The organism is Pantoea sp. X-Soil-ISGK-421 (genome assembly GCF_059730785.1).
This window is the reverse complement of record NZ_AP035979.1, coordinates 73625-99395: the sequence shown is the minus strand read 5'-3', so window position 1 is coordinate 99395 and position 25771 is coordinate 73625. Positions and strand designations below refer to the sequence as shown.

The following is a 25771-nucleotide window of genomic DNA, read 5'->3' as shown; positions in this document are numbered from 1 at the left end:
ACTGGCTACCCTTCTTCGCAGCTAATGCAAGAGGACGCCATGCAGCAAAAAATTTACTGGATCGACAACTTACGTGCGGTTGCCTGCTTGATGGTGATCGTCATCCACACCACGACCTGGTATATCACCGGACCAATGGCTGCATCGGGTATGAGCTGGGATGTGGCGAACCTGCTAAACTCGGCGTCACGCGTCTGCGTTCCGCTGTTCTTTATGATCTCAGGTTACCTGTTTTTCGGTGAACGCAGCGCCCAAGGGCGTCATCTGCTGCGCATCGTGCTGTGCCTGCTGTTCTATAGCGGGGTGGCGCTGGCGTATATCACCTGGCTAACGCCGATCAGCGAAGGGCGATCGTTGCTCAAGCTGCTGCAAAAACCGGTGTTTTACCACCTGTGGTTCTTCTTCGCCATCATCGGCATCTATCTGTTATCACCGCTGATTCAGGTAAAAAGCGTGGCACCGCGTTATGTGGCCATGCTGGTAATCGTGCTGGCGGTGCTGGCGAATCCAAATACCGTGAGCCAATCGCTCGGGCCATTCCACTGGCTGCCGGTGAACCTGTATGTTAGCGGCGACAGCATTTACTATTTGTTGTATGCACTGCTCGGACGTGCGATTGGCTGCATGGAAACTGACAGGCGTAGCGTGAGCTGGCTGGCGGGATTGGGCTTTCTCGCCTGTGTGCTTGGCATTGCGCTCGGCACCAAGCAGATGCTGAAAATCAACGGCGCGTTCAACGATACCTGGTATCTCTATTGCGGGCCGCTGGTGTTTATCGCTGCTATCAGCCTGTTGATCTTGTTCAAAAATACGCTTAATCAGCGTGCGCTGCCGATTCTCGCCACCATTTCTCATTACTCGCTACCGATCTACGGCTTTCACGCGCTGTTCATCCACTTTCTACGCACCAATCATTACGATGACATGTCGCGGCCCTGGCTCGATTTACCGTGGGTAATGGGCGTAACGCTATTGGGTAGCCTGCTGCTGGCGATACTGCTAAAACGCGTGGATAAACGTCATCTGGTAAGCTGATCGTCCCAGCGCTGATGTGCGCGTCGCAGCTGGCGCGCCGAGGAGAATCCGGCCGCCAGCGCCGCTTTCTCCGCCGCTTCACCCTGTTGCTGACGTTGGCGTGCAATCACTAAGCGCAGCTGTTCGTGGTACTCGCGCACGCTGATGCCCAGATGCTGGCGGAACAAGCGAGTCAGATGGCGTTCGCTGACGTGCGCCCGCTCGGCCAGCGCGCTCAGCGACCAGTCGTGTTCGGGATGGGCGATCATTACATCCTGCGCGCGGTGAATCGCTGGATGCATGTGGTTGCGATAGCGTAGCCACGGCGACAGCTGCGGATCGTCGCCGGAACGGCGGAACCACACCACCATTTCGCGTGCCACCTTCAAAGCCTGCGGCGCACCGCACAGCCGATTAATCAAATGCAACGCCAGGTCAATGCCAGCGGTAATGCCCGCGCTGGTCCAGATACCGCTATCTTCGACGAAAACACGGTTATCTTTCACTAATGCCGCCGGTGCTGCCGCTTTCAGCCGCGATAAGACATCGTGATGCGTGGTGCAATGTATGCCATCCAGTAATCCCGCCTGTGCCGAAAGAAGTGCCCCGGAACAGATGCACACCAGCGTGATGCGCTGCTCGTTAATCGCCGATTGCTGCTGACGCAGCCAGTCACGCGCCATCGCTGCCGGTTCGGTGTCGAAACAGACGCGAGAATCGTACACGCCGGGCACCACCAGCAGGCTGTTTCCGGGCAGTTGTGCGGGTAACGGCGCGATGTCAGCGATGGTCATGCCGGTGGAGCACAGCACGCTCGGCTGCGGGCCGATGTAGTGCAGCGCAAAGTGGCCGTCAGCCAGTTGCAGGGTTTCAGCGGGGCCGGTGAGATCGAGCGCCATCACGCCGGGAAGGACAAGGAAGAAGACGTGTTGTGGCATGGTGGGCTCCGTAGGATGGGTGCGACGTTTGGCCAGGGCGGCATGAATGCCAAATTAGGTGCGACGTTCGGCCAGGGCGGCATGAATGCCGCCCCTACAGTAGGGTCGCCATTCATGGCGACCAAATCAGGCCAAACAATCTGACATGACTCGCACATCATACCTGACAAAAAACCTCACATCCTGCCAAATCCAGCCATCATCAAGACATCAACGGCTGTAACTGCTGATACAAGCGTGCAAACACTTCACGCTGCGGCTGATAGGCTTGATGTCGTGCCGCGTCCGGCTGATGCCGCTGCGCCAATTCCAGCGCGGGCCAACGGCTATCGGCATCAATCGCCAACTGCGCCAGTCTCGCCGCACCCAGCGCCGGGCCAACCTCGCCGCCGTGACAATAATCCAGCGTGTGTCCGCTGATATCGGCCAGCATCTGCCGCCAGTACGCACTTCGCGCACCGCCGCCAATCAGCATCACGGTTTTCGGCTGCACGCCGCACTCATGCACCGCGTCCATACCTTCAGCCAGCGCAAAGCCCACGCCTTGCAGCACCGCGCGCGCCAGCTCTGGTCGGCCATGCTGATGCGTCAAACCAAAGAACGCGCCCTGCGCCTGCGGATTGTTATGCGGTGTGCGCTCGCCAGAAAGATAAGGCAGGAACCACACTGACGGCACATCGCTGCGCGCTTTCTCCGCCTCACTCAGCAGCTGCGGCACATCCTCACAACCGGTCAGCGCCGCCGCCCAATCGAGGCAGGAAGCCGCGCTCAAAATCACCGACATTAAATGCCAGCGTTGCGGCAGCGCGTGACAGAAACTGTGCACCGCACGCTGGGGATTACTGAGATAGCCGTCGCTCACCAGGAAATAGACGCCTGACGTACCGAGCGACAGCATGCCTTGTCCCGGCTCAACCATGCCAACGCCTACCGCGCCCGCCGCGTTATCGCCGCCGCCCGCCACCAGCGGCACCGTTTGCATGCCCCATCGTGCAGCGACATCCGGCAACAAAGTACCGGTAATCTGATTGCCCTCAAACAGTTGCGGCATCTGGCTACGCTGCAAATCGCAGGCGTTGAGCATCTCCTCACTCCAGTCGCGCTGCGCCACATCCAGCCACATCGTTCCCGCCGCGTCCGACATATCGCTGGCAAAATCTCCACTCATACGAAAGCGCAGATAATCTTTGGGTAACAACACTTTAGCCACCTGAGCAAACACCTGCGGTTCATGCTGTTTCACCCATAGCAGCTTAGGCGCGGTGAAGCCGGGCATCATCAAGTTACCCGTGATGCGACGCGCATCCGGCACGCGCTTTTCCAGTTCCTGACACTGCTCACCACTGCGCCCGTCATTCCACAAAATCGCCGGACGCAGCACCTGATTATCGCTATCCAGTAAAGTGGCACCGTGCATCTGCCCGCTCAGTCCAATCGCCTTAACGCCGCGCAGGTCGTGCTGCTGCGCCAGCGCCTGCATGGCTTGATCCGTCGCTTGCCACCAGCTTTCGGCATCTTGCTCACTCCATAACGGCTGCGGCCGCGACACCTCCAGCGGCGCACTCTCCACTGCGATCACTTTGCCGTGTGCATCCAGCAGTGCCACTTTCACGCCGGAGGTGCCTAAATCGATGCCGATAACCATGCTGCGCTCCTGAAAAGTTAAAAATCAAACAAGTAGTGATTCACCAGATTCTCCAGCTGCTCCTGGCGTCCACTGCGATGCTGTGGATCAAATTGCTGTTGCTGCGCCTGTTCCGCCAGCGCGGCGAGGGAAAATTCCCCCTTCAGGATCTGCTGTCCGAACTCGCCGTTCCAGCCGCTGTAACGCTGTGCCACACGCTTATCCAACTCACCATCCGCCACCATGCGTGCCGCGACTTTTAACGCCAGCGCCATGGTATCCATCGCGCCGATATGGCCGTAGAACAAGTCATATTTATCCGTGCTCTGACGACGCACTTTGGCATCAAAGTTTAAGCCGCCGGTGGTGAATCCGCCCGCTTTGATAATTTCGTACAGCACTAGCGCATTCTCTTCAACGCTGACCGGGAACTGGTCGGTATCCCAGCCACACTGCATATCGCCGCGGTTAGCATCCACCGAGCCAAATATCCCCAGCGCGATGGCGGTTGCGATTTCATGATGGAATGAGTGCCCGGCCAGCGTCGCGTGGTTGGCTTCCACATTTACTTTGATCTCTTTCTCCAACCCGAATTGCTTCAGGAAGCCATAAACTGTCGCGACATCATAGTCATACTGATGTTTTGTCGGTTCCTGTGGCTTGGGTTCAATCAGCAGCATGCCGTGGAAACCGATCTTATGTTTGTGCTCCACCACCATCTGCATAAACCGGCCAATCTGCTCGCGCTCCTGGCGCAGGTCAGTATTCAGCAGGGTTTCATAACCTTCACGCCCGCCCCACAGCACATAGTTCTCGCCGCCAAGGGTTTTCGTGGCCTGCATGGCGCTGCACACCTGGCTGGCGGCCCAGGCAAAAATTTCCGGATCTGGATTGGTTGCCGCACCCGCACCGTAACGCGGATGGGTAAAGCAGTTCGCGGTTCCCCACAGCAGTTTCACGCCGGTTTCCTGCTGTTTTTCCAGCAACTTATCCGTCATCACGGCAAAGTTTTCGCGATAGCTTTTCAACGAATCGCCTTCCGGTGAGACATCCACATCATGGAAACAGTAGTAAGGCACATTCAGTTTATGAAAGAACTCAAAAGCAACGTCGGCCTTTTGCTTCGCCAGTTCAAGTGCATCACCCGGCTTCTGCCACGGACGATCAAACGCCCCGACGCCGAACATATCCGCGCCATTCCAGCAGAAGGTATGCCAGTAACAGGCCGCAAAGCGCAGATGCTCCGCCATGGTTTTACCGAGAATCACTTCGTCCGGGTTGTAATGACGAAACGCCAGAGGATTGCGGGTATTACTTCCTTCAAAACGAACGCGTTCAAGCTGGTCGAAATAGGCGTGCATAGTTAGCTCCTTAGCAAGAGGACCCGAATGGTCAGCTTTGAGCCGTTATTGTGATGATGTAATTTACTGCTGCTCAATTACGATATTTAACACTCACCGTAAGATAATTATTATTTGTGCGCCAGCTCGCAAAATAATGTCGTTATTTTCATCGAACCCTCTCACTCTCACTTTTTCTGAAAGCGTTCAAATATCGATCGCGCTCATAAAAACATAAATAAACTAAAAAACGTAATAGCCGGATAAAAATCAGTAATTGATGTTGCCTGAAACTCAGGGCAACAATTCATCGGCCTGGTTATAAGCCTTACAACGACAACAGCCTCTACCTACAGGATTAACACCATGAATATGAAAAAATCACTGTTGGCCGCCTGCGCGGCTCTGGCCCTGTTTAGTCACACGGGTAGCGCCAAAGAAATCAAAATCGGCATGGCCATTGATGATTTACGTCTGGAACGTTGGCAAAAAGATCGCGATATCTTTGTTAAACAAGCCGAATCCCTGGGTGCAAAAGTGTTTGTGCAATCCGCTAACGGCAACGAAGAAACGCAGATGTCGCAAATTGAAAATATGATCAATCGCGGCGTCGATGTATTGGTCATCATCCCTTATAACGGCCAGGTTTTAAGTAATGTGGTTGCGGAAGCGAAACGTGAAGGCATTAAAGTGCTGGCGTATGACCGCATGATTAATAATGCCGACATTGATTTTTATATCTCATTCGATAATGAAAAAGTGGGTGAATTACAGGCCGAAAGTATTGTGAAGCAAGTACCAAAAGGTAATTACTTCCTGATGGGCGGCTCGCCGGTGGATAATAACGCGCGCCTGTTCCGTGCCGGTCAGATGAAAGTGTTAAAACCTTATATCGATAATGGCAGTATTAAAGTGGTCGGCGATCAATGGGTTGATGCCTGGCTGCCGGAAAATGCGCTGAAAATAATGGAAAACGCCTTAACCGCCAACAGTAACCACATTGATGCCGTTGTGGCGTCGAATGATGCCACCGCAGGTGGTGCAATTCAGGCATTAAGTGCGCAGGGACTGTCGGGCAAAGTCGCGATCTCCGGTCAGGATGCCGATCTCGCCGCCATCAAACGCATCATGAACGGCACGCAAACCATGACGGTCTACAAACCTATCACCGAGCTGGCTACCGAAGCGGCCAAAATCGCGGTGGAACTCGGTGACGATAAGCAACCTGCCAGCAACAGCAAGCTGAATAATGGCCTGAAAGATGTGCCATCGCGCCTGCTAAATCCTATCCCCGTGAACAAAGACAATATCGAAAGCACGGTAGTGAAAGACGGCTTCCACAAGCAGAGCGAACTCTAAGGCGCGAGCCCGCAAAGGAGAGATGTCGATGTTGCTGGAAATGAACCATATCACCAAACGCTTCGGCGCGGTGAAGGCACTGGATGACGTTAGCCTGCAGCTGGAAGCCGGTGAAGTGATGTCGCTGTGCGGCGAAAACGGCTCGGGGAAATCGACACTGATGAAGATCCTGTGCGGGCTTTATCCGCACGGTGACTTCGAAGGAAGTATCCATTTTGCGGGCGACGAGATTCAGGCGCAAACCATCCGAGATACCGAACGCAAAGGGATCGTGATTATCCATCAGGAGCTGGCATTGGTGCGACAGCTGACGGTGATGGAGAACATTTTCCTTGGGGCTGAGCTGGGACGTTTCGGCTTGGTGGATGACGAAACCATGACGCTGCGCTGTCAGCAGTTGCTGGAGCGGGTGAAATTGCCTGTTTCCCCGGATACGCGCGTTGGTGAGCTGGGATTAGGCCAGCAACAACTGGTGGAGATTGCGCGCGCGCTGAATAAACAGGTGCGCCTGCTGATCCTTGACGAACCGACCTCTTCGCTCACTGAACAGGAAACCGAGGTGCTGCTCAGCATTATCAAAAACCTGCGCGAGCACGGCATCGCCTGCATCTACATCTCCCACAAACTCAACGAGGTAAAAGCGATTTCAGACATCATCTGCGTGATCCGCGACGGTCAGCATATCGCGACACGCCCGGCCGCCGGACTGAGTGAAGATGACATCATCACCATGATGGTTGGGCGCGAGCTGACTGCGCTCTATCCGCATAGCCCACACGAGATTGGCGAAACCGTGTTGCAGGTAGACAACCTTACCGCCTGGCATCCTATCAACCGTCATATCCGCCGGGTGGATAACGTCTCCTTCAGCCTGAAGCGTGGCGAAATCCTGGGGATTGCCGGGCTGGTCGGTGCCGGTCGAACCGAAACCGTACAGTGCCTGTTTGGCGTTTGGCCCGGTCGCTGGCAGGGCGATATTCAGATTAATGGCAAGAAAGTCCGCATTAATGATTGTCGCGCCGCCATCGCCCATGGCATCGCGATGGTGCCGGAAGATCGCAAAAAAGATGGCATCGTACCGCTGATGGGCGTGGGCAAAAACATCACGCTGGCCGCGCTGGATCAATTCTCTCCCCGGCTTTCCCTGCTGGATGAAGCGCAGGAGCAACAGGCGATTAACCAGGCCATTGCGCGCCTGCGGGTGAAAACTTCGTCAGCGGAGCTGCCGATTGGTCGTCTGAGCGGTGGCAACCAGCAAAAGGCGATCCTCGCCAAATGTCTGTTGCTCAATCCAAAAATCTTAATTCTTGATGAGCCCACGCGCGGCATTGATGTGGGCGCACGCCAGGAAATCTATCTGCTGATCAATTCGCTCGTGCAACAAGGGATCGCCGTGATTGTCATTTCGTCCGAGCTGCCCGAAGTATTGGGCCTGAGCGATCGGGTTTTGGTGATGCATGAAGGAAAAATCAAAGCCGATCTGATTAACGATAACCTGACTCAGGAGCAGGTGATGGAAGCCGCCCTGCGGAGTGAACACTATGCTTAAAACCGAAAGTACGCAACGCGGCCTCACCACGCCGGGTAAAGGTGCGCCAGGTAAATTCTCGCTACCGGATTTACAGGTGCTGGTGATGCTGGGTGCGATTGTCCTGATTGCCCTGTTTTTCACCTGGACCACCGACGGTGCCTGGCTTAGCGCACGTAATGTCTCCAACCTGCTGCGCCAGACCGCCATCACCGGCATTCTCGCGGTCGGTATGGTGTTTGTCATTATCTCTGCAGAGATCGATCTCTCGGTGGGGTCAATGATGGGATTGCTCGGCGGCGCCGCGGCCATCTTTGACGTCTGGCTCGGTTGGCCTTTGCCGCTCACCATCGTCGTGACGCTGGTGATGGGCTTACTGCTTGGCACCTGGAACGGCTGGTGGGTGGCCTATCGCAAGGTCCCGTCGTTTATTGTCACGCTGGCGGGGATGCTGGCGTTTCGTGGCATTCTGGTCGGCATCACTGATGGCACCACGGTAGCGCCGACCAGCCCGGCGATGTCGCAAATAGGGCAAAGTTATCTGCCTGGCGGGATCGGTTTTGGCTTCGGCTTTGCTGGCCTGGCGCTGTTTATCCTCTGGCAATGGCGTTTACGTCTGCGTCGCCAACATCTTGGCCTGGCACAAACGTCCGTCAGCGGGACGCTTGCACGCCAGGTTATCACCGCCGTGCTGGTATTAGGGGCGATTTGGCTGCTCAACGATTATCGCGGTGTACCAACGCCCGTCTTGCTGCTGGCGCTGTTGTTGCTCGGCGGTATGTTTATGGCAACCCGCACTGCCTTTGGCCGCCGGATTTATGCCATCGGTGGCAACCTGGACGCCGCGCGCCTTTCGGGCATTAATGTGGCCCGCACCAAGCTGGCTGTGTTTGCCATTAATGGCGTGATGGTGGCGATTGCGGGTCTGATTCTGAGTTCACGCCTTGGCGCGGGTTCGCCTTCGGCAGGCAATATTGCCGAGCTGGATGCCATCGCCGCCTGTGTAATTGGCGGTACCAGTCTGGCGGGCGGCGTGGGCTCAGTGGCAGGCGCGGTAATCGGCGCCTTTATTATGGCTTCCCTGGATAACGGCATGAGCATGATGGATGTCCCGACCTTCTGGCAGTACATCGTGAAGGGCGCCATTCTGCTGCTGGCGGTGTGGATGGATACCGCGACACGGCGTCGGGTGTAATCGCGTGGGGGATCACACTGTGGCGCAAATTCTTTCTGCTGTCCGTCGTGCCATGCTATGCAAGGTGCTGTCGATTTAGGAGAGTGCGCCACGATGCATGAAAAACGCTTTCGCATTACGTTGCTGTTCAACGCCAATAAGGTCTATGACCGCCAGGTGGTTGAAGGTGTCGGTGAATATTTACAAGCGTCGCAAACGGATTGGGATATCTTCATTGAAGAGGATTTTCGTTGCCGCATCGACAACATCCGAGAATGGCTGGGTGATGGCGTTATCGCGGATTACGACGATCCCTCGATTGAAAAACTGCTGGCTAACGTGTCGGTGCCGATCGTCGGCGTAGGCGGATCGTATCATCAGCCGCAGGACTATCCCCCCGTGCATTACATCGCCACCGATAACGCCGCATTGGTCGAGAGCGCCTTTTTGCATTTGAAAGAGAAAGGCGTCAACCGCTTTGCTTTCTATGGCTTGCCCGCAGCCAGCGGCAAACGTTGGGCGCAGGAGCGTGAGCATGCATTCCGCCAGCTGGTGGCGCGCGAGCGTTATCAAGGCGTGGTCTATCAGGGCATGGAAACGGCTCCGGAAAACTGGCAGCACGCCCAAAACCGCTTGGCTGACTGGCTGCAAACCCTGCCGCAGCAAACCGGCATCATCGCCGTCACCGATGCCCGTGCGCGCCATCTTCTGCAGGCCTGCGAGTATCTCAAGATTCCGGTGCCTGAGAAGCTCACGGTAATCGGTATCGATAACGAGGAACTGACGCGGTATCTGTCGCGCGTGGCACTTTCGTCCGTGGCGCAGGGTTCGCGCCAGATGGGTTATCAGGCCGCAAAATTGCTGCATCGCCTATTGGATAATCAGCCTCTGCAACTGCAGCGTATTCTGGTGCCACCGGTGAAAGTGATTGCGCGCCTATCCACCGATTTCCGCTCTTTGCACGATCCTGCGGTCATTCAGGCGATGCATTACATTCGCTTTAACGCCTGCAAAGGTATTAAGGTTGAACAGGTGCTGGATGCCATCGGCATCTCGCGATCAAATCTGGAAAAACGCTTCCGCGATGAAACCGGCGACACCATTCACGCCATGATTCACCGAGAAAAACTGGAGAAGGCGCGCGAGCTGCTGGCATGTTCTTCATTAAGCATCAATGAGATATCACAAATGTGTGGTTACCCTTCGCTGCAATATTTCTATTCGGTATTTAAGAAAAGTTATGCCAATACACCCAAAGAGTATCGGCAGCTTCACGGTGAAAATGTGCTGTGACGCACGCCTGAGATCAAGAATTCAGCCGCGAATGTCGCTATACTCCTGCGGCATCTTCAGAGGAAGATCGTCGTCTCCGGTGAGGCGGCCGGATTTCAAATCCGGTTGGGGCCGCCAGCGGTCCCGGGCAGGTTCGACTCCTGTGATCTTCCGCCATCCTCATTCTTTCCACGTCAAGAATCGTCAGTCAAAATCATAAAAATCTGCCAGTTAGGTTGAAACCTTACTCTTGTGATTTCACTCTACGTCTACTCAAATCTACCCCCACAAAGGAGTATTTAAGAGGTTAAAAATTACCCCATTGAATTGATACCCCCAAGAGGAGACGGAATGCCCTTAACTGACGTCAAGGTGCCCACAGCAAAGCCCCTCGATAAACCTTAGTAGCTTGCTGACGGCCGCGACCTGTACTTGCTAGTCAATCCCAACGGTTCACCGGTCGCACCGCACACGACTACATTCAGACTCACAAGGCTGTACTGAAAAAACATGCGTACCAGACGTTCCGCCGCTTTATTGATGCATCCATTATCGCGCCTGCACAATCAGTACGTCCTGAAGTCGGTGATGACGAGGTGCTGCAGGAAATGGGTGTTTATCCTGAGCCTGAAGCTCAGGCAGACGCCCGCCTGCGCCCAAGTCCAATGGATGCTCACAACCATTACGTGCGCAAGCAGGAAGAAGCCAAAAAAGCAGCACAGCAGAAGGGCAGGAACTGATGGCAATGAAATGTCCTGAGTGTGGCCTGACCGCACACACCCGCACCAGTGAGTACCAGACAGGTACGCTGAAAAAGACCTGGTATCAGTGCCGTAATATTGACTGCTCCTGCACGTTCACGACGATGGAGAGTTTGGACACAATAATTATGAAGCCGCAGAAAGTTGCAAAAGAGCCTGAACCAGTGCAGGAAGTTCAACAGCGTCTGCCGCAGACGCTGAATCGCTATGGTTCGGCCAGCAGGCTTTCGAACCGTCAGAAAGCCCCCGTCTGAGGTTCACCCGCTACATCTCCCCGGCCATCGCGCCGGGTTTTTTCAATCTCTCTTCCCTGGCTGGCGTTCCGCTGCGTGAGTGTATGTCTATGCTGCATGAAAACGCATGAATAATTGCACCCTGAATTTACCCGGTCAGCCCAGCAGCGGCGCGGCCTGAAATCAGTCATGCAGCCGCATGAAAACCACTCAATAAAGCGGGCAGGCGTGGCGGGGGTACGAGCGCGCGCTATGACCTGAAGTTTAAAGCACCGCAATTATAGGGCGCTACTTCAAACACGGTTTAAGCGCATGCATAAACAGAATTGATTAGGATTTCAAAAAAATATTCTTCTACGCAGACACATGCGTCACAATTTTTTGATACGCCCCTAAAGATTTTCTGATTGGTGGCGAGTATAAATAGGTGTTGATGTATAGGACGTGTGGATCTGCATGAACATTTTAGCAACCAAAGATGCTTACAGCAGCCCAACTGGCGCGGCCAGAGTACTTATCTTGCACTTGCATGATAAGCGATACACAAAGCGGGCAGGCGTGGGGATAGCATTGCGCGCAAGGCGCTAACTTCAAAATTAGACAGTGTTTAGCCAAAAATATATTTATCGCTAATGGAGTAGTCATGGCCAAGAGATTTACCAAAATACAAAAAATAAAAATCAATAAGTTTAGAGGGCTAACAGACGTAACGATTGATTTCGGATCACGAATAACTGTTATTTGTGGAAAAAACGGAACGTCCAAGTCGACAATATTAGGTGCTATCGCGCAAGTTTTTAGTTTCAGAAAAAACTACAGCCAAGATCCTGCCATCCTATTAAGCGGACACAAAACATTAACAGATGTAAAATTTGAATCAAACTTTTCTGACCACTTTAGGTTTTCAGAGAAATTTGATAAACCTGGCTCGATGGATATTGGCTTTGAAATATATGATGCTAATTTCAACAAAACGCTAAATAATATTAATTTAAAGTTATATGACACTAAAGGTCGCAACAAAGCTAGGCCTATAGTCCGAGGAAATGATGCCGTAACAGGGAAAAACACTAGCCGTAACGTTACACACCCCGTTATTTTCTTAAGTTTGGCACGCCTACTGCCAATAACTTTAAGGCCAAATTATTCAGTTCGAAACGTCGAATATTTAAAGCTGAATGAAGATTATTTTAAAGGACTCAATGGACGTCTACTGTTAAAAGCTGGTGCAAACAATATTACAGCAACAACGGGTACAATTAATTCAATCGTAGCACACTCTGATACTTATGATCAAAACTCGGTGTCAGTCGGTGAAGATAATGTCGGACAAATCTTGCAGGCATTACTTTCATTCAAGAAGCTTAAAGAAGAATATGAACACTATAAAGGTGGAATACTATTAATTGATGAAGCGGATGCAGGATTATTTCCCGCCGCACAGGTAGAGTTTGTTTCGCTGCTATCTAAAATTTCTAAAGAACTGGACCTACAAATAATTATTACATCTCACTCTCCCACCATGATCGAAGAGATATTCAAGCTGAGTAAACTGGATTCTTCAATGTATAGAACCGTTTATCTTACAGATACCTATGGTGATATAAAAGCTATGGAGCAATTTTCATGGCGAGAGATTTATGCAGATTTGCGTGTAGAAACTATTAGGTTGGATGACAACTACTTCCCTAAGATAAATGTTTATTTTGAAGACATTCAAGGGTATGATTTTTACAAAGCTATAATTACTGAGAATGCTTTTAAAAAGGTAACCAACAATCTAAACAATATTAACATGAGTTGTTCTGACCTGATTAATCTTGTAATGAGAAAGGTTCCTGAGTTCTCTCAGAAAAGTATTATTATATTTGATGCCGATGTTAAAGAAGATAAAAACATTGGAAAGATACCACACTCTAATATTTGCTTCCTGCCAACAGAATTACCACCAGACCAGCTTTTATTTGAATTCCTTTACAACTTAGATGATAATGATAAGTTCTGGAAAAACGAGAGTAAATTTACTAAAGCAGTATTTAGACGCAGTGCTGCACCGGTCACAGAAAAATTAAAAATAAATCTACCTCGCGGTGAAACATTAGATTTAAAAAAAGTAATTGATGAATTTAGAAGAACACAAGAAAACCATAAAGGCCTTGTCAGGGATATATTCAAAAGTTTCGCCAAGGATGCGGAAATTAAAAAGGTAGTGGAAGGAAAAGTCAACTCTAACCCTTATAGATACTGGGCAAAACAAAACGAATCCAAAGCTGACGCATTTAGAGTAAGCTTTATTAAGGCACTTTCAAATGTTTTAATCAAAGGTCATGGTTTTGACGCTGCTCTGGTTAATAGCCAATTCAAGTACAATTGACCGTTATTTTGATATTTAACTAAAAAATTGATATACTCATTTATCTAGAAAAGAGACTCAGGTTTATTTATGCGTTTTAATACTCCTCTTCGCTATCCGGGAGGCAAAGGCAAACTAGCCAATTTTGCCAAAAAAATATTGGATATCAATGAGATGAAAAACATCCATTATGCCGAGCCGTATGCTGGGGGAGCAGGTCTTGCTTTAAAATTATTGTTTGATAATTATGCCCAACATTTATATCTTAACGATATTAACAGAGCTGTATATGCGTTTTGGCATTCAGTCATTAATAAAACTGACGAATTGTGTTCCATAATTTCTTCAACATCAGTAAACATGGATGAATGGAACAAACAAAAATTCATAATTTCTAATGCTGATGAACATGATTTGTTAACATTAGGATTTTCAACATTTTTTCTTAATAGAACAAATCGTTCTGGAATCCTTAAAGGCGGCGTTATTGGTGGAAAAAATCAGGACGGGAAATGGAAAATAGATGCAAGATTTAATAAAGAAGATTTGATAAACAGGATAATAAAAATATCTGAAAAATCAGATCAAATAAGCTTATTTAATCTTGATGCATGCGATTTTATCGACATAATGTCATCTCGGCTTAACTCAAACTCTCTGATATATCTCGACCCACCTTATTATGTTAAAGGCCAAGGGTTATATGAGAATCATTATAAATATGATGACCACGAATTTATTTCATCAAAAATTTGCAATGAAATAAAAACTCCGTGGATTGTCTCATACGATTTGGTTCCCGAAATAGTAAATCTCTATGAGAAAGAGAAAAAAATTTGTTACGGTATTAATTATAGCGCTCAAAAAAGATACCAAGGTTCTGAGGTAATGTTTTTCAGCAAGGATATTAAGTTACCTGCTAAAAAGGTGATTGAATCGTTGTTGTAGATGTTACTAATAAAAGTACGATTAGTTTTAGATTCACTCTAAGCTATGAAAAATGGTGGTACAAGTGGGGGTACTTACCATGTAAAATTAAAAAAACAACAAATTTTCAATCTCTTATCAAGAAAGTAGACTCCTATGATCTTCCGCCACTTCGACGTTTCTACAACGCTAACTCAGCAATCCCGCCCCCACATTCACCGACAATCCCAAAATCGCCAGATTGAACACGAACGAAATCACTGACTGCAGCAGGGCTATTTGCCGCATATCTGTGGTGCCCGTTGCCACATCGGCGGTTTGCGAAGCCACGGCAATGGTGAAAGAGAAGTAAAGGAAATCCCAGTATCCCGGCTGTTCGGGCTTTTCGGGAAAGATCATTGGCGTGACGTCTTTACTGCGTCGCAGATAGTGATGATGCGCGTAATGCATGGCAAATGAAGTAGGAAGCAGCGCCCATGACACCACCAGAGTTGCAGCCGTTAGCAGCAGATGCAGAACGCGCGGCGTGCCCGTCAGGCTCTTGAGCGTGGTGAGTTCCAGCAGAATCGCCAGAATGCTGACCATGCAGGTGAGCGTCACCATACTCAGCACTATCGTTGCGCTTTCGTCTTCAATTTTTGCTATATGCGGAATGTCTTTTGCCTCAGTGCGCAACATGCGCAGCCACAGAAAACCGAGATAGAGCCATGCCAGCACGTTCCAGCCAATCAGCAGACGCTGCAACATACCCAGCTGCGCAGGCAGGAAAAAATAACAGGCCACGCCAGCCACAATCGAAATCAGCAAACGCAGGCGCGCGTGAAGGTAATGCATCAGAGAAAGGCTCATGGTGTCAGTGGCTTAGTGACGGTAGGTGGATAAGTTAACTGTAGTCGCTGTTGATGAGGTTGTAGGAGTTGTTCGGTTTTAACGAACAACTTGCGCAGAGATAAAACTGTCCACCTGCATTACCCCACGCTCAATAATCGCCCTTAACGGAATATCCGCCTGCGGATGCTTCTCCAGCCGCGCACAGGCCTGATAAGCGGTTTGCATCGCCAGACTACCGCAGCTGCTTTTCAACTGATGCGCCAGCCGCGTCACCGTTTCGTCATCTCCAGCAGCCTCAATGTCATCCAGCAAAGGCATCGCATGCTGGCGGAACAACATTAGCCAGCCACGAAGTGTGTCAGCGCCCAGGGCGGCGAAATCCTGCTGCAACTGCGCTTCATTAATGTCCATCGCCGGAGTTGCCGCCAGGAAGCGCAAAATTTGCCGACATAATGTTTCGCCCTGTAGCGGTTTCTGGATGATGCCGCAGAACAAACTGCCCACATGTTGCTGCATTTCATCTGAAACGCTGGCACTGAAACCTATGCGCCGCATAGCGGGATAATCTGCGGCCAATGTTTTTGCCAGCTGTACGCCATCCGCATCGGGTAAAGCAAAATCCACCAGCGCACAATCGATCTCTTTACCCTGTGCCAGCAGTGCCAGCGCCGCTTGCGCGCTGCCCGCAATGCTCACCTGCGCGCCCTTGCGCAACAGCATTTCCGCCGTGATGTGCTGCGTCAGTGGATTGTCTTCGATAACCAGCACGTGCAAATGGGCAAGATCAGCGGGCACCACATCGGACGATAACGTTATGGGCGCAGCGTTGACCAGCGGTAAGGTCAGGCGGAAACAGCTGCCAACCTGCGGCTGACTGCTCACCGTTAACGTGCCCTGCATCGCCTGCGCCAGACCGCGACAGATCGCAAGCCCCAAACCCGTACCGCCTTTGCCGGGATATAACTGCACGAAAGGCGAGAAAATCGCTTCCTGTTGGTCAGCCGCAATACCGCAGCCGCCATCTTCCACCTCAATAAACCACTCAGACGCGTTACTGTTAATGCGCAGCACAATCTCACCTTTTTCAGTAAATCTGAGCGCATTTATCAACAAGTTCATCACTATCTGGCGTAAGCGATGTACATCGCCCTGCAGCCAACGAGGAATGCCTGCATCCACTTCGGTTTTTAATCGTAAACCTTTGCTGTGCGCCCGCCCGCTCATCAATTGAGCGACGCTATCGAGCAACCGGCGGGGTTCAAACGGCGCATGATGCAAGGTGATGTTTTGCGGACTGGCTTCGATCGCCGAATAGTCGAGAATGTCATTGAGGATAAACAGCAATGTTTCACCGCAATCGTTGATGGCCTGCACATAGCGCCGATCGCTGGCGCTTAACGATTGATCGGCGAGTAGCTGCGCGGTGCCGAGAATGCCGTGCAGCGGCGTGCGAATTTCATGGCTCATCGCCGCCAGAAACGCCGATTTTGCGCGGTTGGCCTGCTCGGCATCGGCGCGGGCCTGATGATGTTCAATCACCAGCGCCTGCAAAGCTTCAGTTCGCGTTTTCACTAACTGCGCCAGATGCTGTTGTTGATATTGCAGCGCGCGAACATTGGTGCGAAACGCTTCCATCAGGCGGCTAATGGTATTGAGTTCGCGGGCATTTTCACTGGCAGGAAAAGGCGAATCGAGATCACCTTCAAGTAGACGTTGCAACGCATCAGTTTGCCGCGCCAGCGGCAGCGAAATGGAGCGATAAACCAGCCGCCACAATACCAGCGACAAGCTCAGCAACGCCGTGATTCCCAGCAACGCCAACGCCAGCGTGCCGAGCACACGCGCACGATTCACCTGACTCAGCGCGTCAGCATTACGCTGTTCAACCTCACTGACCTGACGTCCCATTTCGGCACTAAACTGGCTGAATGATGTGAGGTTCTGCTGCGCTAATCTCTGTAACCGTGCGTGTAAGTGCTGCTGCTCATCACACATCGTTAGCAATGTTTTATAGCGCTCCACTACCCTTTGCGCCTCGCCGATCTCATCACGAATACGCGGATCTTCGACCCGCTGCTGGCGACGATGCAGCACCTGAACCAACTCCGCGAGGGGCGCGATGACCGGCTCAACGGCACCGTTATAGCGCTTCAGCGTCATCACTATCTGTTCGACACGCAGCGCGGTAAGGCGCAATTCGCCCATCTGATTGAGGTATTCAAGATCGACATCAATCAAGCGGTCAAGCGCCTCACCGGCAGCGGCTGTGCGCTGTTGTTCGATTAAATCGTAGATGCCCGCCTGGGTCGCGCCCGCAGCGGTTGCGGCATTGCTCGCCTGACCCTGCGCCAAATCAGCTATGCGATGCGCGGCAGCGGCGATGTCATCACTCAACTGGCGCTGCTGCTGCATCAGTTGCAGACGCTGATGCACCACATCACCCTGCTGGATGATAGCCTGGCGAATGGCGGTTTCCAGCTGCGTCATGGCGTGAGTATCGAAACCCTGGGCGCTAAGTTGATTGAGCAGATGTACGATTTTTTTACTTTGGCGGCTTAGCATCGTGCGCTGCGCCTGCCAATCCTGTTCATCGCGGGCGCTGAGCAGTTGTTGGGCGGAAAATAACGCGTTCGCGCTGGCCACGCTGAGATGGCGCGCCATATTCATGCTTGAGATCAGCGATGGCGTGTTGGCCTGTTCGACGTGTCCGACAAAGCGCAGGTTAAGCCAGCCGGTGGCAACGCTCAGCAGTGTGAGCAATGCCATCAGCGCAAAAGCCAGCCATAGCCGACGAATTAAGGAAGTATTAGCCATGCGATTCCGCGATAAAAACGGTTGAGTCGGACGGGCGATTGCCACTAGCATTAGCCACACTTTGTTTGAGGTTATTTATGCGCACACTTATTTTGCTGCTGTTATTGCTGGCTGCCCCCCTGTTCGCGGCGCAGCCCTTGCTGCATTGGCAGGATAATCACAGTACGCCCGCCGCCGGTTTGCCAGCGTTACAGGCATCCCGTGCCTGGAAATTGTGCGCACTTTACCCCAACCTCAAAGACGGTTATTGGCTCTCGATCAACTATGGTATGAGTAAGGCGGCGGCACGTTTGGGTGTCGCGCTCAATGTTTATGACGCGGGCGGTTATCGTCAGGGTGGCGTGCAGCAAAACCAACTGCAAGCGTGTCAGCGCTGGGGCGCCGATGCCATTTTGCTTGGCAGCAGCGTGGCGCAGTTTCCTGATGCGGCGCTATTTGCCAGACACACGCCGCTGATTGAGGTGGTGAATGCCATCCACGATGTCCCGGTGCGCACGCGTATTGGCGTTCCCTGGTTTCAAATGGGTTATCAAACCGGCCACTATCTGGTTACGCATCATCACGACAAACCCTGGCGCATTCTGTTGATGCCGGGTCCGATAGACGCGGGCGGTAGCCAGGAGATGAGCGCCGGTTTCCGTGCGGCGTTGGCGGGTAGTGCGCTTGAAATCGTTGATGTGGCTTATGGTGATAACGACATCGAGGTGCAGCGCAATTTATTGCAGGATCGTCTGGAACGCTATCCCGACATCAATCTGGTTGCGGGTACGGCAATCGCGGCCGAAGTGGCGATGGGCGAAGGCCGCAATCGGGCAACACCGCTGGACGTTGCTTCATTCTATCTGACGCATCAGGTCTATCGTGGATTGAAGCGCGATCGCATTTTGGTGGCAGCCAGCGATCAGATGGTGTGGCAAGGAGAGTTAGCGGTGGAACAAGCGGTGCGGGTGCTGGAAGGACAACGTGTGCCGGATAATATCAGCCCGCCGATTCTGATTTTGACGTCGAAAAACAGCACTAGCGCGCGCGTGGCGTTATCGCTCTCGCCGCCCGGATTTCGTCCGGTGTACTTCTATCAGCGCACCTCGGCCGCCAGCAAATAGCCTTCGCCGTGCTGGGTAACGATTAGCTCACTGCGCAATTTGCTGCGCAGACGGCGAATCAATACATCGACGGTACGTGTGTCCGGCTGATCGACGCGGCTGGACGTCAGCATGCGCAACAGCCGTTCACGGCTGAGAATCTGCCCAGGATTGGTGACAAACGCCACTAACATCTCGTATTCAGCGCGCGTGAGTTTGATCAATGCACCATCATGCTCCAGCGTGTGGCGCGCAATATTCAGACTGTAACCGGCAAATTGATAGCAGTTCTCTTCCTGCGCCGGCAACGTCGGACGGGCCAGATCGATGCGCCACAGCAGGTTTTTCACCCGCACCACCAGCTCGCGTAACACCAGCGGCTTGGTGACATAATCGTCGGCGCCCATTTCCAGCCCGACGATGCGATCAATCTGATCACTGCGCCCCGTCACCAAAATAATGCCCACTGTCGATCGCTCGCGCAGAGCCCGCGTGAGCTGTAGCCCGTTTTCACCGGGCAGATTGATGTCGAGCAGCACCATATCCACCGGCTGCAACAGCATTTGCTCTCGTAATCCCGCGCCGCTGCTGACCACCGAAACACGATAGCCTTCCTGCACGAAATAGTCGCGCAGTCGCGTTTGCGTGACCACATCATCTTCAACTATCACTATGTGATGCGACATCGCTCATCCCTGTCTTTCTGTTCATAACTGTTCATATTCCGCCGCATCCTGTTCATCTGACCCGCTGACCTTGTTCATATCTCATCCCTAAAATTGCCGCGCGAAACCGTTGCAACAACAGGGTTATAACAATGAAAACACTATGGAAGAGATTACGTCGGCCCAGCGCACGCTGGTCGGTGCTGGCGATCCTGCTGGTCGGGATGGTCATTGGATTGGCCGTTATTGTGGTCCCTCACACCGGGATTAAGCTAACCAGTTCGACTGAGTTTTGTATTAGCTGCCACGGCATGCAGCAGCCTTACAAAGAGTATACGCAGTCAACACACTTCAAAAATCCGTCAGGCGTGCGCGCTGAGTGCCGTGATTGCCATATCCCGCGCGATATTCCGGGCATGCTAAAGCGCAAGCTGGAAGCGAGTAATGATCTCTATCAGGCTCTGATTGCACGGTCGATTGATACGCCGGAAAAGTTTGAAGCCAAGCGCTTAATCCTTGCCGAGCGTGAGTGGAAGCGTATGAAAGAGAGCAATTCCGCAGTATGCCGCGGCTGCCATAACTATGACGCCATGGATCACACGCGCCAGAAGCCGGAAGCCGCTCGCCAGATGAGCGCCGCCGCGCTGGAAAATCGTTCCTGTATTGATTGCCACAAAGGCATCACCCACCAGTTGCCCGATATGAGCAGCGGTTTCCGTAAACAGTTCGAAGAGATGCGTAAAACCGCTGACGCCAATAGCAGCGGCGATACCTTATTCGCGCTCGATATGAAACCGATCTTTGCCAACAAAACCGATAGCGCACCATCGGGTTCACTGCTGCCCGCTTCAGAAGTAAAGGTACTGAAGCGCGATGGCGACTGGCTGCAAGTGCAGATCACCGGCTGGAGCGAAACCCAGGGCCGCCAGCGCGTGCTATCGCTGCTGCCGGGTAAACGCATCTTCGTCTCCTCAATCCGCGATGACCTGCAGAAGAATGCCAAAACGCTGGAAACCACCACCGTCGCTGCCACTAACGTCCAATGGAGCAAGCTGCAAACCACCGCGTGGATGCAGAAAGGCGACATGGTTAACGACAGCAAACCGATTTGGGCTTACGCCAGCGCGCTCTACAGCGGTACCTGTAATCAGTGCCACGGCGCACCCGATAAAGCGCACTTTGATGCCAATGGCTGGATCGGCACCCTCAACGGCATGATCGGCTTCACCAGCCTGGATAAGCGTGAAGAGCGCACCTTGCTGAAATACCTGCAGTTAAATGCCTCCGATACCGGCGGCGCGGATCAGAAACATTAAGGAAGCGAGCATGAAAAATAACGATGCATTTAATCACTCACGCCGCCGCTTTCTGGTGCAGTTGGGTGGACTGAGCGCGCTGGGCATGTTGACCCCTTCGCTGCTGGTGCCACGTCAGGCGCAGGCTGCAGCACCGGCTGCACACGGGATTCTCACCGGTTCACATTGGGGCGCGATTCGCGCCACGGTGGTTGAGGGTCGCTTCGTGAAAGCCACGCCGTTCGAGCAGGATCGCTATCCCAGCAAAATCATCGCTGGCTTGCCGGATCACGTTCACAGCACCGCGCGCGTGCGCTATCCCATGGTGCGCGTGGACTGGCTGCGGAAACGTCATCAAAGCGATACGCGCCAGCGCGGCGATAATCGCTTTGTGCGTGTCAGTTGGGACGAAGCGCTGGACCTGTTCTATCAGGAGCTGGAGCGCGTACAAACCACCTACGGCCCGAGCGCATTGCTGAGCAGCAGCGGCTGGCAATCCACCGGCATGTTCCATAACGCGGGCGGCATGTTGAGTCGCGCGCTCGCGCTGCATGGGGCGTCCGTTGGCAGCGGCGGTGACTACTCCACCGGCGCGGCGCAGGTGATTCTGCCGCGCGTGGTCGGTTCGATGGAAGTATACGAGCAGCAAACCTCCTGGCCGCTGGTGCTGGAAAACAGCAAAACCATCGTGCTGTGGGGTTCCGATATGGTGAAAAATCAGCAGGCCAACTGGTGGTGCCCGGATCACGATGTTTACGACTACTACGCGCAGCTAAAAGAGAAGGTGGTGCAGGGCGAAATCCGCGTGGTGAGTGTTGATCCAGTGGTCTCCAGCACCCATGAATTTTTGGGACGCGACAAGGTGCAGCACCTGGCGCTGCATCCGCAAACCGATGTGCCGCTCCTGCTGGCGCTGGCTCACACGCTCTACAGCGAAAAACTGCACGACAGCCAATTCCTTAGCACCTATTGCGTCGGCTTTGAGCAGTTCCTGCCTTATCTCACCGGTGAAAGCGATGGCCAGCCGAAAGATGCCGAATGGGCAGCCGCCCTGACCGGAATTGAAGCGCAGACGATACGCGATCTGGCACGCCAACTGGCAGCCGATCGCAGCCAGATTATTGCTGGCTGGTGCGTGCAACGCATGCAACACGGCGAGCAGTGGGCGTGGATGGTGGTAGTGTTGGCCGCGATGCTGGGACAAATCGGTTTGCCCGGCGGTGGCTTCGGCTTCGGCTGGCATTATAACGGTGCCGGAACACCCACCCGTAACGGCATCATTCTTAGCGGTTTTTCCGGCTCGACCTCGACGCCGCCGCGCCACACCAGCAGCGATTTCAAAGGCGCCAGCAGCACCATTCCCATCGCGCGCTTCATTGATGCGATGCTGGAACCCGGCAAAGTGATCAACTGGAACGGTAAAAAAGTCACCTTGCCGCAGCTGAAAATGTGCGTATTTGCCGGCACCAACCCGTTCCATCGTCACCAGCAGACCAACCGCATCATTGAGGGCTGGCAAACGCTGGAAACCGTGGTGTCGATTGATAATCAGTGGACTGCCACCTGCCGCTTCGCCGATATCGTATTGCCTGCCACCACGCAGTTTGAGCGTAATGACATCGATCAGTACGGCAACCTCTCCAATCGCGGCCTGCTCGGCATGAAACAAATTGTGCCGCCGCAGTTTGAAGCGCGTAACGACTTCGATATTTTCCGCGATCTTTGTCGTCGCTTTGACCGCGAACAGGCGTTCACCGAAGGGCTGGACGAGATGGGCTGGCTCAAACGTATCTATCAGGATGGTGTTAAGCAAGGCAAAGGACGCGGCCTGCATTTGCCATCATTTGACGCGTTCTGGAACGACAGCGGCTATATCGAATTTGACGATGCCAAGCTGTTTGTCCGTCATCAGGCGTTCCGTAACGATCCCGATCTGGAACCTTTAGGCACGCCGAGCGGTTTAATCGAGATCTACTCAAAGAGCATTGCCGATCTGCACTACAACGATTGTCAGGGGCATCCGATGTGGTTTGAAAAAACTGAGCGCTCACACGGCGGGCCGGGATCGGCGCACTATCCGCTGCATCTGCAGTCGGTGCATCCCGATTTTCGTTTGCATTCGCAACTGTGTGAGTCAGAGACGCTGCGGGCGCAATATAGCGTGGCGGGCAAAGAGCCGGTTTATATCAGTCCACAGGATGCCGGCGCACGCGGCATTCGCAGCGGCGATGTGGTGCGCGTCTTCAATGCGCGTGGTCAGGTGCTGGCGGGTGCGGTGGTTTCTGACCGCTATCTGCCTGGCGTGATTCGCATCCATGAAGGCGCATGGTACGACCCCGATCGCGGCGGCATGATTGGCGCACTGTGCCAATATGGTAACCCTAACGTGCTGACGCTGGACATTGGTTCCTCGCAGCTGGCACAGGCGACCAGCGCCCACACTGCGATTGTGAATATCGAGAAGTACCTCGGAGATAGTGCACCGGTCAGCGCTTTTAACGGTCCCACTGAGATGATCGCGAAATGTGACTACATTCTGAAGCCCGAAGAAGCGAGTGCCAGCTGATGTCAGGACATTTAACTCCTCAACATTACGCCTGTTTGTATAGCTGGTTCGCCGGACTCTTTGCCCGCGAACTGGATAACCAGCATCTGGCGCAGCTGCAAAGTCCGGATGTGGCATTGTGGCTGGAACATCTGGCCACAATGCCTTCGCTACAGGATGGCGTGTTAGCATCACGCAACAGCATTGCGGCGCTGAACCTGCGCCCTGATGCGCGTCTGGAGCTGGCGGCAGATTTTGCGGGCCTGTTCCTGATGTCGCCCAAGCAGGCAGCACTGCCTTATGCTTCCTGTTATCAGCAGGATAATGCACGCTTTAGCCAGGCCGCTTGTGATGAGATGCAGCTCTTGTTACTGCAGGCCGGTTTAGAGCGCGATCGGACATTTCGTGAGCCGGAGGATCATCTGGCGATTTGCCTGGAGTTATTGAGCCATTTAAGTTTCGCCGCCAGCGAAAATAGGCCAAATGCAGCCGCCTGCCTGGCTCTGCGCGACAAGGCGCTAAAGCTGTTGTGGCGTTGGCTACCTGCGTTCACGGCACACTGTGTTGAGCATGACCCGTTCGGATTTTATGCCGCACAAAGTCAGCTGCTGTTGGCGATTGTCGCGCACGATCGAATGGTTGAGAGCGGCAACTAAACCCGCAAAACCCGGCGCGTTTCTAAACCGAAGCGCGCCCACGCTTTACTTCCCCATCAATCTCCGCCAATTTGCTCCTTCATCGCACTGAGGAGCCTGGCATGCTGATCCATCCAACCGATACGCTGACTTTTTCAGGTAATCCGCGTCAGGCTGAGCTGCGTCAGCGCCTGCTCGAGCCGGATGCGCCGACAGTGATTGCTGCTGCGTTATCCAAACAGCTGGATCGCGAAACGTTCATCCATCGCCACGCCGCGGGGCAACTCTTCTGTTTAAAACAAGGTTTGATGACGGTGAAAACGCCATCCGGCATTTTTGCCAATCCACCGCGGCTGGTTGGCTGGATTCCCCCCTACTTTGAACATGCGATCGTTGGGCCAGGCCGCGTGCTGGGTTGGACGGTTCTGGTTGACGATACGCTCACTGCACCGCTGCCAGATCGGCCCGTGTTGCTCTCATGCCCCTCGGTGCTGGAACCGCTGGCAGAAAGACTGGCAACCTTGTCACCTGATCATTGGGGTAGCGCGCGCTATAACCGCCTGTGCGCGGTGTTTCTCGATGAGTTATATCAATCGACCGAGCATCCGCTAACGTTACCGCTGCCGGCAGAACCGCGACTTCACCAAATTGCGCGCCTATTGATGGATGATCCTTCCGATACGCGCACCGGGCCAGAACTCGCACGTTGGGCAGGATTGAGTCCGCGAAGTCTGAGCCGTCACTGGGCCAGCACGGTGGGCATGAGTTTAACGCGTTATCGCCAGGTCTCACGCTTACTCAAATCATTGGAAGGATTGGCAGCCGGACATAGCGTACAGCAAGTCGCGTGGCAGGTCGGATTCGATAGCGTTAGCAGCTATATCAGCGCTTTTCGCAGCGCGTTTGGCTCCACGCCGGGTAAATATTTTACGCCGCCTGCCGATTCGGCGCATGCAAAAATAGCAGACTAGCTGGCCCATCAATGTTCGGCAGACTGTGCTGATATTTGCGACGAAATGCGCCAGGCGGCAAATCGAACATGCGACGAAATGTGCGGCAGTAAGTTTGCTGCGAGTCGAAGCCATATTGAATGGCGATATCCATTAGCGGCATATTGCTGTTTAACAGCGTAATCACCGATGCGGTTAGCTTGCGCTCGCGAATGTAGGTGCCCAGCGCAATGCCGGTGTAACTGCGAAACAGTCGTTGCAGATGCCACTGCGAATACCCGGCGCGGCGCGCCACGGTTTCCAGAATGAGTTTCTGCTCAATATTATCCTCAATCCAGATCATCAGTTGCTGCATAAAGGCGGCGTGCATATCCCTCTTTCCTCCTGATGTCGAAATGAAAACCGGACGTCGATCCGGCAAGTGGCAATCA

At 53.1% G+C, this 25771-nt stretch carries 21 protein-coding genes and 1 tRNA gene; 15 read left to right on the top strand and 7 right to left on the bottom strand.

The features are described from left to right. Positions 1–39: 39 nt before the first annotated feature. The gene (locus tag AC6I8K_RS00475) at positions 40–1035 is read left to right on the top strand and encodes an acyltransferase (protein WP_497826067.1); all 996 of its coding nucleotides are present in this window, start codon (positions 40–42) and stop codon (positions 1033–1035) included. Here AC6I8K_RS00475 and AC6I8K_RS00470 read toward each other — a convergent pair. The 3 genes from AC6I8K_RS00470 to xylA form a co-directional block, all read right to left on the bottom strand. Then, positions 1020–1952: a GlxA family transcriptional regulator gene (locus AC6I8K_RS00470; RefSeq protein ID WP_483816529.1), complete on the bottom strand. Its 933-nt coding sequence runs from the start codon at positions 1950–1952 to the stop codon at positions 1020–1022. The genes AC6I8K_RS00475 and AC6I8K_RS00470 overlap by 16 nt on opposite strands. Before the next feature lie 202 nt (positions 1953–2154). Beyond that, positions 2155–3597: a xylulokinase gene (xylB, locus tag AC6I8K_RS00465; RefSeq protein ID WP_497826066.1), complete on the bottom strand. Its 1443-nt coding sequence runs from the start codon at positions 3595–3597 to the stop codon at positions 2155–2157. 17 nt (positions 3598–3614) lie between these two features. Beyond that, positions 3615–4937, bottom strand: coding sequence for a xylose isomerase (gene xylA, locus AC6I8K_RS00460; protein WP_497826065.1), 1323 nt, complete (start codon positions 4935–4937; stop codon positions 3615–3617). A gap of 345 nt (positions 4938–5282) precedes the next feature. Between xylA and xylF the strand changes: the two genes are divergently transcribed. The 9 genes from xylF (at position 5283) to AC6I8K_RS00415 (ending at position 14544) form a co-directional block, all read left to right on the top strand. Next, the gene (gene xylF / locus AC6I8K_RS00455) at positions 5283–6275 is read left to right on the top strand and encodes a D-xylose ABC transporter substrate-binding protein (RefSeq protein WP_497826064.1); all 993 of its coding nucleotides are present in this window, start codon (positions 5283–5285) and stop codon (positions 6273–6275) included. Between the two features lie 22 nt (positions 6276–6297). Next, a complete protein-coding gene (locus AC6I8K_RS00450; protein WP_497826063.1) occupies positions 6298–7824 on the top strand; it encodes a xylose ABC transporter ATP-binding protein in 1527 nt (508 codons plus the stop codon). Beyond that, positions 7817–8998 (top strand): xylose ABC transporter permease XylH, encoded by a 1182-nt coding sequence (gene xylH / locus AC6I8K_RS00445; protein WP_483816524.1) that lies wholly within the window; start codon positions 7817–7819, stop codon positions 8996–8998. The genes AC6I8K_RS00450 and xylH overlap by 8 nt, the downstream gene beginning before the upstream one ends. A 93-nt stretch (positions 8999–9091) precedes the next feature. Next, complete coding sequence (gene xylR / locus AC6I8K_RS00440; protein ID WP_483816523.1) at positions 9092–10270, top strand: D-xylose utilization transcriptional activator XylR; 1179 nt, start codon at positions 9092–9094, stop codon at positions 10268–10270. Positions 10271–10331: 61 nt separating this feature from the next. Next, positions 10332–10426 (top strand) — tRNA-Sec (locus tag AC6I8K_RS00435). 431 nt (positions 10427–10857) lie between these two features. Beyond that, positions 10858–10989, top strand: a complete 132-nt coding sequence (locus tag AC6I8K_RS00430) for a hypothetical protein (RefSeq protein ID WP_497826062.1) — start codon at positions 10858–10860, stop codon at positions 10987–10989. Then, positions 10989–11264, top strand: coding sequence for an ogr/Delta-like zinc finger family protein (locus AC6I8K_RS00425; protein WP_497826061.1), 276 nt, complete (start codon positions 10989–10991; stop codon positions 11262–11264). The genes AC6I8K_RS00430 and AC6I8K_RS00425 overlap by 1 nt, the downstream gene beginning before the upstream one ends. A 622-nt stretch (positions 11265–11886) precedes the next feature. Continuing rightward, positions 11887–13617, top strand: coding sequence for an ATP-dependent nuclease (locus AC6I8K_RS00420; RefSeq protein ID WP_497826060.1), 1731 nt, complete (start codon positions 11887–11889; stop codon positions 13615–13617). Positions 13618–13686: 69 nt separating this feature from the next. Beyond that, positions 13687–14544 carry a DNA adenine methylase gene (locus AC6I8K_RS00415; RefSeq protein WP_497826059.1) on the top strand — a complete coding sequence of 286 codons (858 nt, stop codon included), beginning with the start codon at positions 13687–13689 and terminating at the stop codon, positions 14542–14544. Positions 14545–14712: 168 nt separating this feature from the next. Here the strand turns inward: AC6I8K_RS00415 and AC6I8K_RS00410 are convergent, their stop codons facing one another. Both AC6I8K_RS00410 and torS read right to left on the bottom strand, forming a co-directional pair. Next, a complete protein-coding gene (locus AC6I8K_RS00410; protein ID WP_064738252.1) occupies positions 14713–15372 on the bottom strand; it encodes a DUF1345 domain-containing protein in 660 nt (219 codons plus the stop codon). Between the two features lie 78 nt (positions 15373–15450). Further along, positions 15451–18168: a TMAO reductase system sensor histidine kinase/response regulator TorS gene (gene torS / locus AC6I8K_RS00405; RefSeq protein WP_497826058.1), complete on the bottom strand. Its 2718-nt coding sequence runs from the start codon at positions 18166–18168 to the stop codon at positions 15451–15453. Positions 18169–18245: 77 nt separating this feature from the next. Here torS and torT point away from each other — a divergent pair, with 77 nt between their 5' ends. Then, on the top strand, positions 18246–19271 hold the full coding sequence (gene torT, locus AC6I8K_RS00400) for a TMAO reductase system periplasmic protein TorT (protein WP_497826057.1): 1026 nt from the start codon (positions 18246–18248) through the stop codon (positions 19269–19271). On the opposite strand, the gene torR is transcribed toward torT, so the two are convergent. Then, positions 19244–19936, bottom strand: a complete 693-nt coding sequence (gene torR, locus AC6I8K_RS00395) for a two-component system response regulator TorR (RefSeq protein ID WP_064738255.1) — start codon at positions 19934–19936, stop codon at positions 19244–19246. The genes torT and torR overlap by 28 nt on opposite strands. 131 nt (positions 19937–20067) lie before the next feature. Here torR and torC point away from each other — a divergent pair, with 131 nt between their 5' ends. The 4 genes from torC (at position 20068) to AC6I8K_RS00375 (ending at position 25361) form a co-directional block, all read left to right on the top strand. Beyond that, a complete protein-coding gene (gene torC, locus AC6I8K_RS00390; protein WP_497826056.1) occupies positions 20068–21231 on the top strand; it encodes a pentaheme c-type cytochrome TorC in 1164 nt (387 codons plus the stop codon). A gap of 10 nt (positions 21232–21241) precedes the next feature. Next, positions 21242–23776, top strand: a complete 2535-nt coding sequence (torA, locus tag AC6I8K_RS00385) for a trimethylamine-N-oxide reductase TorA (protein WP_497826055.1) — start codon at positions 21242–21244, stop codon at positions 23774–23776. Continuing rightward, the gene (torD, locus tag AC6I8K_RS00380; protein ID WP_497826054.1) at positions 23776–24411 is read left to right on the top strand and encodes a molecular chaperone TorD; all 636 of its coding nucleotides are present in this window, start codon (positions 23776–23778) and stop codon (positions 24409–24411) included. Before torA ends, torD begins: the two co-directional genes overlap by 1 nt. 101 nt (positions 24412–24512) lie before the next feature. After that, on the top strand, positions 24513–25361 hold the full coding sequence (locus tag AC6I8K_RS00375) for an AraC family transcriptional regulator (protein ID WP_081112537.1): 849 nt from the start codon (positions 24513–24515) through the stop codon (positions 25359–25361). On the opposite strand, the gene AC6I8K_RS00370 is transcribed toward AC6I8K_RS00375, so the two are convergent. Next, the gene (locus AC6I8K_RS00370; RefSeq protein WP_483816517.1) at positions 25318–25710 is read right to left on the bottom strand and encodes a helix-turn-helix domain-containing protein; all 393 of its coding nucleotides are present in this window, start codon (positions 25708–25710) and stop codon (positions 25318–25320) included. The two genes, AC6I8K_RS00375 and AC6I8K_RS00370, sit on opposite strands and share 44 nt — an antisense overlap. Positions 25711–25771 lie beyond the last annotated feature (61 nt).